This window comes from Stenotrophomonas sp. a6 (assembly GCF_030913325.1).
Taxonomy (GTDB): Bacteria; Pseudomonadota; Gammaproteobacteria; order Xanthomonadales; family Xanthomonadaceae; genus Stenotrophomonas; species Stenotrophomonas maltophilia.
The window spans coordinates 4394188-4413586 of record NZ_CP133161.1 but is presented as its reverse complement, the minus strand read 5'-3'; the positions used below and the strand labels follow the sequence as shown (position 1 = coordinate 4413586).

The window sequence follows — 19399 nt, the reverse complement described above, 5'->3', positions numbered from 1 at the left end:
GGAATGCCCCGCAGGTCGGCCGTTATACTAGCGCACCCCCCTTGCCGGCCAAGACTCGTACGCATGTCCGCGACCCCGACCGTTCCGATCACCTTCCAGGGCCTGATCCAGACCCTGAACCAGTTCTGGGCCCAGCAGGGCTGCGTGCTCATCCAGCCGCTCGACCTGGAGGTGGGCGCCGGTACCTTCCACCCGGCCACCTTCCTGCGTGCGATCGGTCCGGAAGGCTGGAATGCGGCCTACGTGCAGCCGTCGCGGCGCCCGACCGATGGCCGTTACGGTGAGAACCCGAACCGCCTGCAGCGCTACTACCAGTACCAGGTGGCGATGAAGCCGGCGCCGGACAACATCCAGCAGTTGTACCTGGATTCGCTGAAGGCACTGGGCATCGACCCGCTGGTGCACGACCTGCGCTTCGTCGAGGACAACTGGGAATCGCCGACGCTGGGCGCGTGGGGCCTGGGCTGGGAAGTCTGGCTCAATGGCATGGAAGTGACCCAGTTCACCTACTTCCAGCAGGCCGGTGGCCTGGAATGCCGCCCGGTGCTGGGCGAGATCACCTACGGTCTCGAGCGCCTGTGCATGTACCTGCAGAACTGCGACAACGTCTACGACCTGATCTGGACCTACGGCCCGGACGGCCAGCCGGTGACCTACGGTGACGTCTACCACCAGAACGAGGTGGAGCAGAGCACCTACAACTTCGAATACGCCGACGTGGAAGAAATGTTCCACCGTTTCGACGCCTGCGAGCGTGAGGCGCAGAAGCTGGTGGAAGTGAACCTGCCGCTGCCGGCCTACGAGCAGGTGATGAAGGCCAGCCACACCTTCAACCTGCTGGATGCGCGCCGTGCGATCAGCGTGACCGAGCGCCAGCGCTACATCCTGCGCGTGCGCGCGCTGGCCCAGGCGGTGGCCAGGGCGTACTACGAGCAGCGCGAGAAGCTGGGCTTCCCGGGCGCGAAGAAGGCCTGACGGCCCTCCCGCACCGACCCGCTTTTCATCAACTACCCGGGGCGCCGGACGCGTTGCGCGCTGCGCCCCCACCACAGGATCGAACCGATGAGCCAACTGTCCCCCCTGCTGATCGAACTGGGCACCGAGGAGCTGCCGGTCAAGGCGCTGCCGGGCCTGGCCCAGGCATTCTTCGACGGTGTCGTCGAAGGCCTGCGCAAGCGCGGCGTCGCGCTGGAACTGGGCGATGCGCGCCCGCTGTCGACCCCGCGCCGACTGGCCGTGCTGCTGCCGGGCGTCGGTCTGGAACAGCCGGAGCAGCACAGCGAAGTGCTGGGCCCGTACCTGAACATTGCGCTGGACGCCGAAGGCCAGCCGACCAAGGCGTTGCAGGGCTTCGCCGCCAAGGCCGGGATCGACTGGACCGCGCTGGAGAAGACCACCGACAACAAGGGCGAGCGCTTCGTGCACCGCGCGGTGACCCCGGGCGCGAGCACCGCCAGCCTGCTGCCGGAGATCCTGCGCGAGGCGATCGCGGCGATGCCGATTCCCAAGCCGATGCGCTGGGGCGACCACGCCTGGGGCTTCGCGCGCCCGGCGCACTGGCTGGTGCTGCTGCACGGCGCCAACGTGGTCGAGGCCGAACTGTTCGGCCTGCAGGCCGGCCGCGTCAGCCGTGGCCATCGCTTCCACCATGACCAGGCGGTGTCGCTGGCGCAGCCGCAGGACTACGTTGAAGCGCTGCGCGCCGCGTTCGTGCTGGTCGACCCGAGCGAGCGCCGCGCGCGCATCGTCGCCGAGGTCGAGGCCGCTGCGGCCAAGGCCGGTGGCAGCGCCCGCATCACCGACGACAACCTGGAGCAGGTGGTGAACCTGGTCGAATGGCCGTCGGCGGTGCTGTGCAGCTTCGAGCGCGCGTTCCTGGCGGTGCCGCAGGAAGCGCTGATCGAGACGATGGAGATCAACCAGAAGTTCTTCCCGGTGCTGGATGCGGCAGGCACGCTGACCGAGAAGTTCATCGGCATCGCCAACATCGAATCGAAGAACGTGGCGGAAGTGGCCAAGGGCTACGAGCGGGTGATCCGTCCGCGGTTCGCCGATGCCAAGTTCTTCTTCGACGAGGACCTGAAGCAGGGCCTGGTGTCGATGGGTGAGGGGCTGAAGACGGTGACCTACCAGGCCAAGCTGGGCAGCGTGGCCGACAAGGTGGCGCGCGTGGCTGCACTGGCCGAAGTGATCGCACCCCAGGTCGGTGCCGATGCCGCGCAGGCCAGGCGGGCTGCCGAACTGGCCAAGAACGACCTGCAGTCGCGCATGGTCAACGAGTTCCCGGAGCTGCAGGGCATCGCCGGCCGCCACTACGCCGTGGCCGGTGGCGAATCGGCCGAGGTGGCGCTGGCCATCGACGAGGCCTACCAGCCACGTTTCGGTGGTGATGACATCGCGCTGTCGCCGCTGGGCAAGGTCCTGGCCATTGCCGAACGCGTGGACACCCTGGCCGGCGGCTTCGCCGCAGGCCTGAAGCCGACCGGCAACAAGGACCCGTTCGCGCTGCGCCGCAATGCGCTGGGCCTGGCGCGCACGATCATCGAAAGCGGCTTCGAGCTGGACCTGCGCGCACTGCTGGCCAGCGCCAACGCCGGCCTGGCCGCACGCAACGTGCAGGCCGACGTCGGCGAGCTGTACGACTTCATCCTCGACCGCCTGAAGGGTTATTACGGCGACAAGAACGTGCCAGCCACGCACTTCAATGCGGTGGCCGAACTGAAGCCTGTCTCGCTGTATGACTTCGACCGCCGCCTGGACGCGATCGGCACCTTCGCCGCGCTGCCGGAAGCCGAGGCGCTGGCTGCGGCCAACAAGCGCATCCGCAACATCCTCCGCAAGGCTGAAGGCGACATTCCGGCCCAGATCGACCCGGCGCTGCTGCAGGAAGACGCCGAGCGCGCGCTGGCTGAAGCGGTCACTGCGGCCATCGACGACACCGGCGCCAGCCTGCATCAGAAGGATTACGTGGCGGTGCTGGCGCGCCTGGCCCGCCTGCGCCCGCAGGTCGACGCGTTCTTCGATGGCGTGATGGTCAATGCGGAAGATCCGGCGTTGCGTGGCAACCGCCTGGCGCTGCTGACGATGCTGGGCGAGCGCCTGGGCAAGGTGGCAGCGATCGAGCATCTGTCGAGCTGATGCCCGTATCGGTAGTGCCGGCCGCTGGCCGGCATTGCCACCGCGCATCGCATCGACCTGTGGATTGCCGGCCAGCGGCCGGCACTACCGGAACACCGTCGGCGGATGTCCATCGGGGTCATCGCCGGCATCGCGCACGATGCCGGCATCCTCGCCTGCGATCACGAGGATCGCCACAAAGGCGCGTATTTTGACCGCCACTTAACAACCGATCCCGAATGACGTGATGCATTTCGCATCGTCACCTTCGGTCGGTATGCTGTGCCGCATGCAGCCAAAGAAATACGCCCTGCCGCTGATGGTCCTGTCGCTGGCCGCCACCTCCGTGGCCCACGCGCGCGGCACCATCGACAAGGTGGACATCAAGGGATTGGACAAGGGCGACGACGCCGCAATCATCGAGAACATCCAGGAATCGCTGTCGCTGTACGACACGATCGGCAAGGAACAGGGCGAATCGCGCCTGGAGTACCTGCTGTCACAGGCCGAGCGGCAGACCCGCCAGGCACTGGAACCCTTCGGGTACTACAACCCGGTGATCAAGGTCGAGGCGCCGCGCGAGGACGAGCATGTGCGGGTGCTGATCCATGTCGACAAGGGCACCCCGGTGACCGTGCGCCGTGAGCACATCGACATCACCGGGCCGGCGATGTATGACCAGTACCTGCAGGACGACCTGGCCGCATTCAAGCCCCGCAAGGGCCAGCGCTTCGAGCACACGCAGTACGAAGCCAGCAAGATCACCATCACCCGTCGCCTGGCCGAGCGTGGCTACTTCGATGCCGACTACACCCAGCGCCAGGTGCAGATCACCCGCGCCGACAACGCAGCCGACATCGACCTGACCTGGGACAGCGGCCGCCGCTACAACATGGGGCCGGTGCGTTTCGAGCAGGATTACTTCGTCGACAAGCTGTTCGACCCGCTGGTGTACTGGGAACAGGGCAGCTACTTCCACGAGGGCAAGCTGGACCGGCTGCGCGAGTCGCTGACCAAGCTGGACTACTTCAGCGTGATCGACATCCAGCCACGGCCCGACCAGGCCGATGCCAACGGCGAAGTGCCGGTGGATGTGAAGCTGACCCGCGCCAAGCGCACCATCTATACCGCGGGTCTGAGCTACGGCAGCGAGAGTGGTCCGGGTGTGCGCGGCGGCATCGAGCGGCGGTTCCTGAACAACCGCGGCCACAAGATGAACACGCAGCTGGACTATGCGCAGAAGCGCAAGAGCCTGGTGACCAGCTACCGCATCCCCGCCTTCAACTGGCTTGACGGCTGGTACACCTTCGCCGCCAGTGCGTATGACGAGCAGACCGATTACATCGACCTGCGCAACTTCAAGCTGATCGCCAGCCGCAGCGGCGAGATCAACGAGCACTGGACCGCGATCGCCTCGATCAACGCACTGCGCGAGCGTTGGCGCTATGCCTCCGGCACTGAATTCACCGATGCCGTCTACAACACCTCGACGCTGGTGTACCCGCAGATGGTTGCCGACTACGTCAACGTCGACGACGAGATGTTCCCGCGCAAGGGCATCAGCGGTACTGCGACGATGCGCGCCGGCGTTGAAGGTGCTGGCTCGGACACCAGCTTCGTGCAGGCCAACGCCGTGCTGCGCTGGTACATCCCGGTGGGTGAAAGCAACCGCCTGATCCTGCGCGGCGAGGGGGGTACCACCTGGACCAGCGATCTGGTGGCGATGCCGCCGAGCCTGCGCTACTTCGCGGGCGGTGACCGCAGCATCCGCGGTTACGCCTACCGCGAAGTCGGCCCGCGCACACCCAAACCCGACAAATACGCGCTGGGCGCCAAGAACCTGGTGATCGGCTCGGCCGAGTACGAGCACTACTTCAATGGCGGCCCGTGGGGCGCGGCGGTGTTCGTCGATACCGGCAGCGCCTTCGACAACACCATTGATCTGCACACCGGCGTCGGCTTCGGCGTGCGCTGGAAATCGCCGGTGGGCCCGGTGCGCGTGGATATCGCGCATGGCCTGAACAATCCGGATTCGCAGTTCCAGCTTTACCTCAACATCGGAGCGGACCTGTGAGCACGCCCGCACCCACCCCGAACACGCCGCCGCCGCGCGTGCGTTTCTACCGCCGCCGCCGCTTCTGGGCGTGGTCCGGCGTGGGCGTGATCGGCCTGGTGCTGCTGGCGTTGCTGGCGGTGTACTGGCTGCTGCAGACCGTGGCCGGCCGCGACGTGCTGCTGGCACAGGTGGTGGCGCGGCTGCCGGTGGGCGCCAGCTTCACCTGGGACAAGGTGGACGGCCCGGTGGCCGGTCCGCTGACCCTGTACAACGTCGACTTCCGCTACGACGACATCCATTTCCACGCCGAGCGCGCGCACCTGGAGCCGGACCTGCGCCCGCTGCTGGGCCGCAAGCTGCTGCTGGACAAGCTGGAGCTGACCAACGCGACGCTGAACCTGGCCAAGAGTGACGAGCCGTTCAAGCTGCCGTCGTGGCCCGATTCGCTGCCGCAGATCGAAATGCCGCTGGCGATCCAGGCCGATGCCATTGCCATCGACGGCTTCCGCATCAGCCAGGCCAACGAGCCGGTGATCGACATCAGCCGTGTGCGTGGTGGCATCGAGATCGCCAATGGCGAGTTCCAGGCGCACAAACTGGTCGTGGACAGCGACATGGGCAATTTCACCGCCCAGGGCCGCTACATCCCGGCCAAGGACTACGACACCGACGTGACCGTCACCGCAGTGTTGCCGGCCCCGCGTGGCCGTACCGCAGCGACGGTGGGGCTGGTGGCACGCGGTGACCTGGCGCACATGGAAGTGGCCGTAGCCGGGCGCGCGCCGAAGCCGCTGCACGCGATGCTGGTGTTCGATGGCCGCACCGATCCGAGCTGGAGCGCCAGCATCCGCAGCGACGAACTGGATCTGGCGCTGCTGTCGCCGGCACTGGCCAGCTCGGCGATCGCACCACTCGCACTGGACTTCACCGCGGCTGGCAAGGGCGGCAACGCCAACCTGCGTGGCAAGGTGAAGCAGGGTGATCAGGAGCTGGAGCTGGCACCGTCGGTGGTGTCGCTGCAGGACCAGGTGCTGAAGGTGTCGCCCCTGCTGGTGAAAGGGCTTGGCGGTGAGGCACGGCTGGAAGGCACCGCCGACTTCAGCCAGGAAGACCAGCAGAAACTCAATTTCTCGGTGGTCGCCCATGACCTGACCTACGTGCCGGCGCCCGATCCGAACACGGCCGGCAGCGCACCGGTGCCGGTCACCCTGAAGGAAGCGCGCTTCGGCCTGGCCGGTACCTTGAAGGCGTGGGCCGCGATCGGCCGTGCCGATGTCGAACGCGAAAAGCAGAAGGCACAGCTGCAGTTCGACGTACGCGGCAATGACCAGGCCGCGTCGATCCACCAGCTGCAGGCGCAGACGCCGGGTGGGCAGCTGCAGGTGGAAGGCCAGGTGGCGTGGGCACCGCAGCTGGACTGGGATGCCAAGGCCACGCTGAAGGACTTCGACCCCGGCTATTTCGTGCCGGGCTGGAACGGCCGCCTGTCCGGCAACCTGGCCTCCAAGGGCCGCCAGCTGCCGCCGCCGGCAAACGCGCCGCCGGGCACGGCCGGCACGCTGGAAGCCACCGTCGACCTGCCGTCGCTGAAGGGCATACTGCGCCAGCGCAATCTCGACGCACAGGGCAAGTTCGCGCTGCAGGGCGCGCAGGGCCAGGGCGATCTGAAGCTGTCGCTGGGCAGCAGCCGGGTGACCGCGTCGGGCAAGGTGGGTGATCGCCTCGACATCGACGCGCGTTTCGAACCGCTGCAGCTGAGCGATCTGCTGCCCGGCGCCGATGGCGGCCTGCGCGGACAGGTACAGGTGAAGGGCCCGCGCGATGCGCCGGACATCACTGCCGACCTGGTCGGCAACAACCTCAACTGGGACGGCTACGGCGCCGAGAGCGTGAGCATCAAGGGCCACCTGCCATGGCGCGGCGACAGCGGCACGCTGGCGGTGCAGGGCCAGCAGGTCAACGCCGGCATGCTGCTGGAACGCTTGAACGTGGATGCGCAGGGCAGTGTCTCCAACCTGCGCCTGGCCGCGCAGACCCGCAACGAGATGGGCGCGATCGAGCTGCAGGGCAGCGTCCGCCAGCAGGGCGCGCAGTGGCGCGGCGAACTGGCGTCGCTGCGTATCGCACCGGTGAAGGGCGATGCCTGGTCGTTGCGTGCACCGGCGGCGTTCGCGATCAACGGCAGCACCTACACCCTGTCCGAAGCCTGCCTGGCCGCTGCCAGCAGCGGCGCGCTGTGCGCACAGGCCAACTGGCCGCGTGAGGGCCTGGTGGTGCGCAGTGATGCGCTGCCGCTGGCGCTGGTGCAGCCGTGGCTGCCGCCGCAGTCCGGCCGCCGCATCTACCTGCGTGGCGATGTCAGCCTGGACGCGCAGATCCGCCCGCGCGGCAATGCCTGGGAAGGCCATGTAGAGGTGCGCTCGAAGGAAGGCGGCGTGCGCCTGGGCGAGAACCGCAACACCGTGGGGGATACCACCCGCGGCGAGCTGGTGCGTTATGACCAGTTCTCGCTCAAGCTCGACATGACCCCGGCCAGCATCAAGGGCTACCTGGGCATGGGCTTCCAGGGCAACGGCTTCGTCGATGCCAGGATGCAGACCGGCTGGGAGGCCAGTGCGCCGCTGAACGGCGAGCTCTACCTCAACATGTCGCGACTTTACTGGCTGGAGCTGTTCTCGCCGGACATCGTGCGCCCGACCGGCCTGATCGAGGGCCACGTCAGCCTGCGCGGTACGCGCGGCCAGCCATCGCTGGGCGGTGACGCCCAGCTGAGCAACTTCAAGGGCGAATTCCCCGCGCTGGGCCTGACCTTCGACCAGGGCAAGGGCAGCTTCGTGGCCCAGCCCGACGGTTCGGCAAAGATCACCGCGCAGGCCAACTCGGGCCAGGGCACGCTGTACGTGGATGGTGGTCTGTCGTGGTTTGGTGATGCACAGCCGCTGCAGCTGAAGATCCACGGCGAGAACGTGCTGCTGTCCAACACCAGCGAGCTGCGCATCGTCGCCAACCCCGACCTCGACTTCACCCTGGCCAAGGCGGCGATGGAGCTGCGCGGCACCGTGCACGTGCCCGAGGCCGACATCGATCTCGAACGCCTGGATCGTGGCACCTCGGTGTCCGAGGACGTGGTGGTGCTGGACCCGGCCGACCCGGAAGAGTCGCGCACCTCGCCGCTGGACATGGACCTGACCGTCAGTCTTGGCGACAAGGTCAAGATGACCGGCTTCGGCCTGAAGGGCGCACTGACCGGCAAGATGCAGGTCTGGGCCAAGCCTGGCCGCGAAATGACCGCCAATGGTGGCCTGGAAGTGAGTGGTCGCTACAAGGCGTATGGGCAGGACCTGACCATCACCCGTGGCAACCTCACCTGGAACTACAACGCGGTGTCCGACCCGCGCATCAACATCCGTGCCGAGCGCCGGATCGGTGATGTCACCGCCGGCATCGACGTGACCGGGCGTGCGCAGCAGCCGCGCGCGGACGTGTGGTCCGAGCCGGCGATGTCGCAGTCCGAGGCACTGGCCTACCTGGTGCTGGGGCGCAGCCTGACCGGTGCCAGCAGCGACCAGGCCCAGCAGGTCAACGCGGCCTCGGCGGCGCTCTCGGCTGGCAGCGGCCTGCTGGCCTCGCAGCTGGGCGCCAAGCTGGGCCTGGACGATGCCGGCGTGAGCCAGTCGCGCGCGCTGGGCGGCTCGGTGATTGGCGTCGGCAAGTACATCTCGCCCAAGCTGTACGTCGGCTACGGCGTGTCGCTGGTCGGTGCCGGTTCGGTGATCACGCTGAAGTACCTGCTGCGTCGTGGCTTCGACGTGGAAGTGGAGTCGAGCACGGTGGAAAACCGTGGTTCGATCAACTGGCGGCGGGAGAAGTAACCCGCCGCCATTCAACCGTTGCCGGTGCCAGGGTCCAGCTGGCTCACGACTGCGAATGAGGGAGCAGGCCTGCGCGGACGAGGCCCGTGCGTGAGCACGCCTTGCCCATCGAGCGGCGACGGTGGTTCGGCCGGTGTTGGCGCGGACGCCGTTCGCGATGGAGTCCACCCCACGAAGTGCGCCAGCATGAGGGCGCCGGACACGATGACCACCGAGGCATGGATTGCCGCGCGTTTCATGCCGGACGTGTTGAGCGCACGTGGTCGCACGGCATCACCCAGTAGTGCCAGCACCGCCAGAACCGCCAGTACGATCAGCGCGCCCAGCAGGCAGCGGACAATCGCGACCTGCAACTTCGGGATGTTGAAGCGCCTGGGCTGCGATATCGCCAGCCAGAAGGCGACCTGATCCGCGTCCAGTGGCGCCAGCGTGTCGCGGACGGTATGCACCCCCAGATGCTGCATCGTGCGCCGCATGGTGCCTGCGCGCCCGGGCACGCAGGACGACAGCAGCGATTGCAGCCAGTGCCACGGCCGGGTCAAGCGTTCCACGCGGGCACGGGCTTCATGGGGGGACACCCGATCCTGCGGTCGGTCCAGTGCTGTGGTGAGGGCCGCATGGTTGCGCGGCTGCAGCTGCCAGTGGCGATGCAGTTGGCTGCGTCGTGCACGGACCCGGTAGGGATCGATATCAGCCCGGATCTCATTCCAGCAGAAGTATCGACCGAGCAGATCGAAATTGGACTCGCACAGCGGGCCGCCCTGGTGCAGCAGCTGCTGCAGGACCACGTCACCGATACGTGGCCTGTCGGCCAATGACCACAGCTCCGGACGCCCGGCCAGCCAGTGCTCGAAGCTGGCCGGGTCGGTGTCGCCGGCGGTGTTGATCAGCAGGCGCGCAAACCGGGGCAGGTTCAATGATGGCTCCACCACATCGTCCGGCATGTCGGTGTCGAGCGTGCATGGATGATGCAGCTCCGGCATGTGGTCCATCGGCGAATGGCTGTCGTACGGCGCCAGTGGCTCGGGCGGGCTGTTGTCCGCAGGCGTGGTCGCGAGCGCTTCTGCACTGCTTTCCTCCTGCCACTGCGCACGGTTGCGTATCCACCGCAGCGCTTCCTGATAAGCCTCGTGCAGCGTCTGGAATGCCACCGGGTCTTCGTCCGGGCGCGCCGCGCGCAGTCTCTGCGCGTAGGCGCGCTTGATCGCCCGTTCGTCGGCGCTGGCGTCGAGCCCGAGAGCGTCCAGCGCCCGGTTCACGCAGTGTTTCCAGAGGCCGGCGGAAGCCGGTCAATCGGCGCGTGACGACGCGCGCGGTGCACGAACTCGGCGCCCCACTGCAGCAGGGTGAGAACGATGCCTGCTTCGGCGATCAGCATGGCAAGTACCATGAACACGCCGTGGCGGACTCCGAATCGCATCCGGGCACCGACGCGTCGCCACAGGCGCGCAGTCGCCAAGGGCAGTGCCATGAAGATCAGCAGCGTACCCTCCATGCGGTGGCCCAGGCCATGGACAAGAACCAGGCTGCCGATCGCCATCAACGGCGCAGGTAGGGCCAGCAGCAGCCCTGCACGCCGATGAGTGAGGTCAAGCGTAAGTTGGCGCAGCGCCCAGCGAACAGGCACCCACAGTACTCCCATCACCGCCAGCAGCAGGCCCAGGAGCGCCCCCATCTGGACGAATATCGAGGCTTCGCCCGCCTTTCCCTGGACCAACGAGACACCTGCGATTCCACCGAAGAACAACAGGCTGCAGACGCCCAGCAGCACGCCACGCAGCGCGTTCACCTGCCAGCGCCACCGCCTGGGCCGGGAGACGTCGGCAAGACTTCGCCAGAACAGGATCTGCTGCGGATGCCATGCCTCGGGCAACTGCTCGCTTCCCCCCGACTCGATGGCATCCAGCAGCGCGTTGACTTCACTGATGTGCTCGGGCAGCTGCGCCTGCCAGAGGGATCGCCGCAGGTTCCATGGCTGCGACAGGTAGCGCAGGCAACGACTGACTGTGATCCTCCCCAACCGCAGGCTGCCCTCTTGTTCAAGCAGTGCCGACAGCTCTGCCGCATTCCCGGTCTCGGCGGCCCAGCGTCGATGACCGCGCGACTGGATCGATGCCAGCCTGTCCGGATCCACGCCATCGTGTACATCATCCCAGCCAAAGCAGCGTGCCAGCAGACCCATGTTGGCTGCGCTGACGCTGTTGTGACTGCGTGCCAGTTCATCCAGCAGCGCGTCGCCCACCAATGGCTTGTAGCGCAGCGACCACAGCACCGGCGTGGCCTCCAGCCAGGGGCCGAAGTCTTCAGGGGAAGACAGATGGGCCATGCGCAGGATCGTGTGCGCATGGCCCGATACGTGGACCGCTCCCTCCAGTTCCGCCACTTGTGCCGTGCGCAGCAGCACAGGCGTGCCGCGAGGTGGCCATGGAGGCGAGTACGAACGCGTTTCGGGCGGCGCCCATGCCACGTCTGCGTCGGGCGGCCAGGGTGCGATGTCGGTTGCATGCTCCGCCGGTTCGTCTTCGTCTGCGGTATTGGCCAGCGCTTCCTGGCGGACCCAGTCCAATGCCGCCTGATAGGCCTCATGCAGGTGCTGGAAGGCGATGGGATCCTCGTCGGGTCGAGTCACCCGCAGGCGATTTGCATAGGCGCGCTTGATCGCGCGCTCGTCAGCGGCTTCGTCCAGCTCCAGGACGTGAAGTGCCCAGCTCATGCATCGCGCTCGAGGGTGTCCAGTGCCTCGTCCAGCTGACGGCGATGACGCTCGACGGCAATGGCGTCCTGGCCTTCCAGCACATGGCGGAAGCTGCTCAGCCACGACTGCAGCTGTTCGCGGTGATGGATGCGTTCCTCGTACAGGCGCTCGGTGCGGGCGATCACCGCGAGGTTGGGCTGGGCGTCACGCGGGTGGATCTTCAGCGCTTCCAGTGCGCGCAGGCGCTGCTGGATCTCTTCGGGTGACAGCAGCCCGGGATTCTGTTCCAGGATGAGCTCGTGGCGCTTGCCGGTGGCATCCTCAGTGACTTCGACCTGCAGCAGCCCGTTCACGTCGTAGGTAAAGCGGGCGGTGACGCTGCGCTCCTGCATCGGGACAGAATGGGTCAGCGGCACGGTCAGCTCACCGAGCTTGATGTTGCGATCCACCGTCGGGCTCTCGCCCTGGAACACGTCGATACGGATGGCGTCCTGCCGCTCGTGCAGCGGGTAGAAGCGATCCTCGCGGCTGACCGGCACCACGCTGTTGCGCTGGATGATCGGGTGGAAGTAGCCGCTGCGTTCGCCACCGGCAGCATCCTGGCGGGACACCTGCGTGCCGAGCGTGTAGGGGCAGACATCGGTCAACACGACTTCGCGCAAGGATTCGTCGCGCGCCTTCAATCCCGCTGCAACGGCGGCGCCCAAGACAATCGCCTGGTCCGGATGGATATGGCGCAGCGGAAGCCGACCGAACATGCGGGTCGCCAGCTTGCTGACCATCGGCATGCGTACCGCACCGCCGACCAGGATGATGTCGTCCAGCGCGTCGGGCTTGAGCCGGGCGTCGCGGATCGCGCGTTCGATGGGCCCACGCATGCGCAGCAGCAGCGGTTCGCAGAGCTGGGTGTAGCGCGCCTCGTCCATCTGCCACTGGCGTTCGCTGCCGGCCAGGGGCAACTGCAGGCTGGCAGCGCCGCTCAGGCTGAGTTCGCGCTTGAACAGTTCCAGTCGACGCAGCAGCTGCGCCTGTTCGGCAGCGGACAGGTCGCTGGTGGACGTGCCCTGGTCGGCATGGAAGGCCCGCACCAGTACCTGCAGGAAATCCTCGCCGCCCAGGAAATTGTCGCCGGCGCTGGCATGCACTTCGACCACGCCGTCGAACAGTTCCAGGATGGAGACGTCGAAGGTGCCACCGCCCAGGTCCAGCACCAGCACGCAGCCTTCGCCGTCACGCTCCTGCAGGCCATAGGCCAGCGCGGCGGCCGTGGGTTCATTGATCAGGCGCTCGACGCGGATGCCGGCCAGCTCGCCGGCTGCCCGGGTAGCCTTGCGCTGGGCGTCGGAGAAATAGGCCGGTACGCTGATCACTGCCTCCTCCACCTTGTGGCCCAGTGCGGCTTCGGCGTCAGCCAGCAGCGAGCGCAGCACCATGGCCGAAAGCTCCTCGGGGCGGAAACTGCGCTCACCCAGCCGGGTCTCGCGATCGCTGCCCATCCAGCGCTTGAAGTGGGCCACGGTCTGCTGTGGATGGCTGACCAGGCGGTCGCGGGCTGGCTGGCCAACCAGCACGGCGCCATCGACCAGGCTCACCACCGACGGCGTCAACAGCTCGCCATGGGCATTGGGGAACAGCTGCGGCCCGGTTGCCGTGTGCATGCCGATGAGGGAATGGGTGGTGCCAAGATCGATACCGACGATCATCTGCTGACGTCCGTTGTGCAGGGAACCGCGATTGTAGGAGTGGCCCCGACCCCCTGACCATCGGGCGTTGCCCGACAGCGCCCCACGGGCTATGGTCCCGGGCTGTTCTGTCGTACCGGATTGCCTCATGTCACCACGCAAAGCCCTTCCCACCGCCCTGGCCCTGGGCCTGACCCTCGCCGCCGGTGCCCACGCCGATGAAGGCATGTGGATGCCGACCCAGCTGCCAGAACTGGCCAAGCCGCTGCAGGCCGCAGGTTTCAAGGGCAATCCGGCCGACCTGGCCAACGTCACTGCGCCGCCGCTGAGCGCCGTGGTGCGTGCCGGCGGCGGCACCGGTTCGTTCGTGTCCGCCGACGGCCTGCTGCTGACCAACCACCACGTGGCGATGGGCGTGATCCAGTACAACAGCTCGCCCGAGCACGACCTGATCACTGGTGGCTTCATCGCCAGGGACCGTGCCGACGAGCGCCCGGCCAACCCGGACTTCCGCGTGCTGGTCACCGTCGGCTTCGACAAGGTGACCGACCAGGTGCTGGCGCAGGCGCGTGGCAAGACCGGCCGCGCCTACTTCGATGCCGTCGATGCGGCCAGCAAGCAGATCGTGGCCGAGTGCGAGAAGGACGGCAGCGTGCGCTGCTCGGTGGCCAACATGTACTACGGCACCGACTTCTACCGGATCGCCCAGCTGGAACTGAGCGACGTGCGCCTGGTGTACGCGCCGCCGCGTGCGATCGGCAACTACGGCGACGAGATCGACAACTTCATGTGGCCGCGCCACACCGGCGACTTCACCCTGCTGCGCGCCTACGTGGGCAAGGACGGCAAGCCGGCCGCCTACAGCAAGGACAACGTGCCCTACCAGGCGCCGGCACACCTGCAGATGTCGGTGGAAGGCCCGAAGGAAGGCGACTACGCGATGCTGGCCGGTTACCCGGGCATCACCTACCGCCATCGTACCGCGGCCGAATTCGCTGGCCAGATCGATACCGTGCTGCCGCGCCGCGTGTCGGTGTTCCAGCAGATGATCGACACCATCGAGGCCGCCAGCGCCAAGGATGCACAGGCGCGCACCCGCTACGCCTCGCAGCTGCAGTCGCTGAAGAACAACCGCAAGCGCGCCGCCGGCGAGCTGGAAGGCCTGCTGCGCAGCGACGCCAAGGCCCAGCGTGCTGCCGACGAGACGGCGATGCTCGCTGCCACCGACCGCAAGTACCAGGGCGACATCAAGGCGTTGCTGGCCAACCTGTCGCAGGGCGCGGCGGTGGGCGAGCGTGACCTGCTGCTGGACCAGATGGCCGCGCAGAGCCAGCTGCTGCGTTCGGCGTTGCTGCTGGAGCGCCTGCGCATCGAATCGGCCAAGCCGGACGCGCAGCGCGAAAGCGGCTACCAGCAGCGCGACCAAGCGATGATCGAAGGCGTGCTCAAGCAGGTCCAGCGCCGTTACGCACCGGAGGTCGAGAAGGCGCTGCTGACCACCCTGCTGACCCGCTACCAGCAGCTGCCGGACGCGCAGCGCGTGGCCGAGTTCGACGCGGCCTTCGGCCGTACCCCGCAGCAGCTGGCCAAGGCGCTGGACACCCTGTATGCGGGCACCCAGCTGGGTGACGAGGCGCAGCGCCTGTCGCGCTTCGCTGCCGCACGCGAAGGCAAGGCGCTGGCCGCCGATCCGCTGATCGCCGTGGCCGGCCCGCTGGTGGCCGCGCAGCTGCGCATCGAGAACGAGAGCAAGACCCGCGAAGGCGAGCAGCTGCGCCTGCGCCCGGCCTACATGCAGGCGCTGTTCGCCTGGCGTGCCAAGCAGGGCCGCGCCGTGTACCCGGATGCCAACCGCACCCTGCGCATCAGCTACGGCAAGGTCGAGGCGCTGCACCCGCGCGATGGCGTGACCTACTCGCCGGTGACCACCGTGGCCGGCATCGTCGAGAAGAACACCAACGCTTATCCGTTCGATGCACCCAAGCCGCTGCTGGCGGCGATTGCCAAGGGTGACTTCGGCAGCACCGCCGACCCGGCGCTGAAGACCCAGACGGTCAACTTCCTGACCAACCTGGATACCACCGGCGGCAACTCCGGCTCGCCGGTGCTCAACGCCAAGGGCGAACTGATCGGCCTGAACTTCGACAGCAACTGGGAATCGGTCAGCGCCAGCTGGTGGTTCGACCCGCGCTACAAGCGCGCCGTGCACGTGGACATGCGCTACCTGCGCTGGCTGCTGGCCAAGGTCTACCCGGCGCCCGAGCTGCTGAAGGAAATGGGCGTGCCGGCCCAATAACGCCGGTACCTGGCAGGTGCCCACCGCTTCCTGGTGGGTGCCCATTGATTCCCGGTAGGTGCCCACTGTCAGTGGGCACGGATGTCCCCGTCACGACCAACGGTCGTGACCCACCAGACGGGCCAACGGTCGTGACCCACCGCCATGACCTACCCTCACGACCAACGGTCGTGATCTACTGAACCCTGTTCCGACGGAAACGCACGCGTGGTCTCCAGCTGGATCCTGCTGCTGGTCTCGGTTGCCTATGCCGCGCTGCTATTCGGCGTGGCGTGGTGGGGTGACCGCCGGCCGATGTACCCCGACCGGCCGTGGCTGCGGCCGGTGGTCTACAGCCTGGCGCTGGCCGTGTACTGCTCGTCGTGGACCTTCTACGGCGCGGTGGGTACCGCCGTGCGCAACGGCATCGGCTACCTGCCGATCTATATCGGTCCGTTGCTGCTGCTGTTGTTCGGCTGGCGCATCATCGAACGCCTGGCGCTGATCGCCCGCAGCCAGAACGTGGTCTCCATCGCCGATTTCATCTCCTCGCGCTTCGGCCGCTCGCGGCGGTTGGCGGCACTGGTGGCGATCATCGCCCTGATCGGCATCATCCCGTACCTGGCCCTGCAGTACAAAGCGGTGGCGATGAGCCTGCAGGTGCTGACCGGCAACAGCGGCCCGACCGGCTTCTTCACCGATCCGGCGCTGTACGTGGCGCTGCTGATGGCGCTGTTCGCCACCCTGTTCGGCACCCGCCAGGTCGACGCCACCGAGCACCACCACGGCATGATGCTGGCGATCGCCTTCGAATCGGTGATCAAGCTGCTGGCCATGCTGGCCGTGGGCGTGTTCGCCTACCTGTGGCTGAGCAACCGCACCGACGCGGTGGTCGAGTCGGTGCATACGCTGTTCACCGGCCTGCCGCCGGTGGGCTTCATCTCGCAGACCCTGCTCAGCTTCCTGGCCATCATCTGCCTGCCACGCCAGTTCCACGTGGCCGTGGTCGAGTGCGGTGACGTGCGCGACGTACGCCGCGCGCGCTGGATGTTCGGTGGCTACCTGGTACTGATCTCGGGCATGGTGCTGCCGATCGCCACCGCCGGCGTGACCCTGTTCGGCACCGGCGGCAGCGTCGCCGACGACTCGATGGTGCTGGCCCTGCCGCTGGCCGAAGGCCGCAACGCGCTGGCGCTGATCGCCTATGTGGGCGGCTTCTCCGCCGCCACCGGCATGGTCATCGTCTCGTCCATCGCGCTGGCCACCATGGTCAGCAACGATCTGGTGATGCCGGTGCTGCTGCGTCGCAGTGGCGACCATCAGGAAGCCGCCGACGTTGCCTCGCGCGTGCTGTGGATCCGCCGCCTGGCGATCCTGCTGCTGGCGCTGATGGCCTACAGCTACTACCGCACCAGCAGCAACGACAGCACGCTGGCCTCGTACGGCCTGATGGCGTTCGCGGCGGTGGCGCAGTTCGCGCCCGGGCTGATCGGCGGTCTGTACTGGCGCGGCGCGAGCCGGCGTGGTGTCGAGGTGGGCATGCTGCTGGGCTTCGCCACCTGGCTGTACACACTGCTGCTGCCGGCGATGACCATGGCCGGCTGGGTCGATGCTGGCTGGGTGCAGCACGGCCCGTTCGGCATCGAGTGGCTGCGTCCGCAGCAGCTGTTCGGCATGACCGGCTGGGACCCCCTGACCCATGGGACGTTCTGGTCGCTGCTGGTCAATGCGGCGACGATGATGCTGGTGTCCGCACGCTGGCGGCCCGGTGTGGACGAGCGGCTGCGCGCCGCGCCGTTCCTCGACCCGTATGCCGAGCGCCCGTCGGTGGCCGGTGGCTGGCCCGGTCATGTGCACGTGGGCGACCTGCTGGCACTCGCCTCGCGCGTGGTCGGCGAGCGCCATGCGCGGCGTTCGTTCTTCGAGCAGGCACAGTCGCTGGGCCGCGAGCTGCAATCCTCGGCGCCGGCCGACCGGCCGTGGGTGCAGTTCACCGAACGCCTGCTGGCCGCGTCGATTGGTGCGGCCTCGGCGCGCCTGCTGCTGACCAGCCTGCTGCGTGGCTCGGGCATGGACCTGGGCGAAGTGGTGGCGGTGCTGGACGAAGCCGGGCAGGAACTGCGCTTCAACCGCGAGATCCTGTCGACCACGCTGGAGAACATCAGCGCCGGGGTCAGCGTGGTCGATCCGGACATGCGCCTGACCGCATGGAATCGTCGTTACCAGGACATGTTCGGCTACCCCGACGGCATGCTCTACGTAGGTCGCCCTGTGGCCGACCTGATCCGCTACAACGCCGAGCGCGGCGAGCTGGGCGAGGGTGATATCGAAGTGCAGATCAACCGACGCATCGGCTACATGCGCGCGGGGTCACCGCACGTGTTCGAGCGCACCCGCAGCGATGGCAAGGTGATTGAGATGCGTGGCCAGGCGCTGCCCGGCGGCGGTTACGTGACCAGCTACAACGACATCACCGACTACAAGCACGCGGAAAAGGCCCTGCTGGAAGCCAACGAAACGCTGGAACAGCGCGTGGCAGAGCGTTCGCATGAGGCCGAGGTCGCGCAGCAGTCGAAGACCCGCTTCCTGGCGGCGATCAGCCATGACGTGCTGCAGCCACTGAACGCCGCACGCCTGTTCGCTTCCGCGCTGCGCGACAGCGATCACGTGAGCGATGAGCAGAAGCACCTGGCCGAGCGCGTGGATGCATCGCTGCGCGCGGCTGAAGAACTGCTCGATGGCCTGCTGGACGTATCGCGCCTGGACGCCGGCGGCCTGCACCCGGTGATCGGCGAATTCGACGTGAGCGCGCTGATGCGCGAACTGGCTGCGCAGTACACCCCGGTCGCCGCCGGCCGTGGCCTGCGCCTGGACCTGTTCGCACGCCCGGCATGGGTGCGCAGTGACCGCCGCCTGCTGCGCCGCGTGCTGCAGAACTTCCTGGCCAATGCGCTGCGCTACACGCGCCAGGGACGCATCGTGCTGGCCGTGCGCCAGCGCGGCGACGAAGTGGAGCTGCAGGTCTGGGATACCGGGCCCGGCATTCCCGAGCACCACATGCGGCAGATCTTCGACGAGTTCCACCGCTACCAGCAACCGTTCGATTGGGGTGAGCAGGGGTTGGGGCTGGGCCTGTCGATCTGCCAGCGCATCTCGCGTCTGCTTGACCATCGCCTCAATGCGCGCAGCCGGGTCGGCAAGGGATCGATGTTCTCGATCATCCTGCCGCGGGTCGCACCGTTGCCGGGCTACACCGAACTGGCCGCGCCGGTACAGGCCGTCGCCGCGCCGGTGCGCAGCGATTCGCTGGCGGGCCTGCGCGTGCTGTGCGTGGACAACGACGAGGAGATCCTCGACGGCATGCGCGCACTGCTCGGCCGTTGGCAGGTGCAGGTGATCACGGCATCGACGGTGGATCAGGCGTTGGAGAAGGTGGCCGAACGACCACAGGTGATGCTGGTCGACTACCACCTGCACGACCGCATGGATGGCCTGGACGCGCTGGTGGCCCTGCGCGAAGCCGCCGGTTACCCGCTGCCGGGTGCGCTGCTGACCGCCGATGGCCGCGACGAGCTGAAGCGGATGGCGCGCGAACGCGGCTACCGCGTGCTGACCAAGCCGATCAAGCCGGCCTCGCTGCGCGCCTTCCTCGGCGCGCTGCGCGACGCGCAGTAGTGCCGGCCGCTGGCCGGCAACCACGTA

General features: G+C 67.5%; 9 protein-coding genes. 6 read left to right on the top strand and 3 right to left on the bottom strand.

Annotated elements, in window-relative coordinates:
• Positions 1 to 63: 63 nt before the first annotated feature.
• The 4 genes from glyQ (at position 64) to Q9Q79_RS20140 (ending at position 9045) form a co-directional block, all read left to right on the top strand.
• The gene (gene glyQ / locus Q9Q79_RS20155; protein WP_012481649.1) at positions 64 to 975 is read left to right on the top strand and encodes a glycine--tRNA ligase subunit alpha; all 912 of its coding nucleotides are present in this window, start codon (positions 64 to 66) and stop codon (positions 973 to 975) included.
• A gap of 87 nt (positions 976 to 1062) precedes the next feature.
• Entirely contained in the window at positions 1063 to 3138 is a 2076-nt protein-coding gene (gene glyS / locus Q9Q79_RS20150; protein ID WP_012481648.1) for a glycine--tRNA ligase subunit beta, read from the top strand.
• Between the two features lie 256 nt (positions 3139 to 3394).
• Positions 3395 to 5191 (top strand): autotransporter assembly complex family protein, encoded by a 1797-nt coding sequence (locus Q9Q79_RS20145; protein ID WP_005414924.1) that lies wholly within the window; start codon positions 3395 to 3397, stop codon positions 5189 to 5191.
• On the top strand, positions 5188 to 9045 hold the full coding sequence (locus Q9Q79_RS20140; protein WP_076739431.1) for a translocation/assembly module TamB domain-containing protein: 3858 nt from the start codon (positions 5188 to 5190) through the stop codon (positions 9043 to 9045). Before Q9Q79_RS20145 ends, Q9Q79_RS20140 begins: the two co-directional genes overlap by 4 nt.
• A gap of 11 nt (positions 9046 to 9056) precedes the next feature.
• Here Q9Q79_RS20140 and Q9Q79_RS20135 read toward each other — a convergent pair whose 3' ends face one another.
• From Q9Q79_RS20135 to Q9Q79_RS20125, 3 genes are all read right to left on the bottom strand, one after another.
• Positions 9057 to 10304, bottom strand: coding sequence for a heat-shock protein (locus tag Q9Q79_RS20135; protein ID WP_012481645.1), 1248 nt, complete (start codon positions 10302 to 10304; stop codon positions 9057 to 9059).
• Positions 10301 to 11449 carry a heat-shock protein gene (locus Q9Q79_RS20130; RefSeq protein ID WP_172986132.1) on the bottom strand — a complete coding sequence of 383 codons (1149 nt, stop codon included), beginning with the start codon at positions 11447 to 11449 and terminating at the stop codon, positions 10301 to 10303. The genes Q9Q79_RS20135 and Q9Q79_RS20130 overlap by 4 nt, the downstream gene beginning before the upstream one ends.
• A gap of 305 nt (positions 11450 to 11754) precedes the next feature.
• Entirely contained in the window at positions 11755 to 13443 is a 1689-nt protein-coding gene (locus Q9Q79_RS20125; protein ID WP_012481643.1) for a molecular chaperone HscC, read from the bottom strand.
• A gap of 127 nt (positions 13444 to 13570) precedes the next feature.
• Between Q9Q79_RS20125 and Q9Q79_RS20120 the strand changes: the two genes are divergently transcribed.
• A complete protein-coding gene (locus tag Q9Q79_RS20120; protein WP_012481642.1) occupies positions 13571 to 15718 on the top strand; it encodes a S46 family peptidase in 2148 nt (715 codons plus the stop codon).
• A 207-nt stretch (positions 15719 to 15925) separates the two neighbouring features.
• Positions 15926 to 19372 carry a PAS domain-containing hybrid sensor histidine kinase/response regulator gene (locus tag Q9Q79_RS20115; RefSeq protein WP_033835356.1) on the top strand — a complete coding sequence of 1149 codons (3447 nt, stop codon included), beginning with the start codon at positions 15926 to 15928 and terminating at the stop codon, positions 19370 to 19372.
• Positions 19373 to 19399 lie beyond the last annotated feature (27 nt).

Bases quoted from the DNA above. Each gene is read 5' to 3' on its own strand.
- glyQ (WP_012481649.1), top strand. From the start codon at position 64: ATGTCCGCGACCCCGACCGTTCCGATCACCTTCCAGGGCCTGATCCAG.
- glyS (WP_012481648.1), top strand. From the start codon at position 1,063: ATGAGCCAACTGTCCCCCCTGCTGATCGAACTGGGCACCGAGGAGCTG.
- Q9Q79_RS20145 (WP_005414924.1), top strand. From the start codon at position 3,395: ATGCTGTGCCGCATGCAGCCAAAGAAATACGCCCTGCCGCTGATGGTC.
- Q9Q79_RS20125 (WP_012481643.1), bottom strand. From the start codon at position 13,443: ATGATCGTCGGTATCGATCTTGGCACCACCCATTCCCTCATCGGCATG.
- Q9Q79_RS20120 (WP_012481642.1), top strand. From the start codon at position 13,571: ATGTCACCACGCAAAGCCCTTCCCACCGCCCTGGCCCTGGGCCTGACC.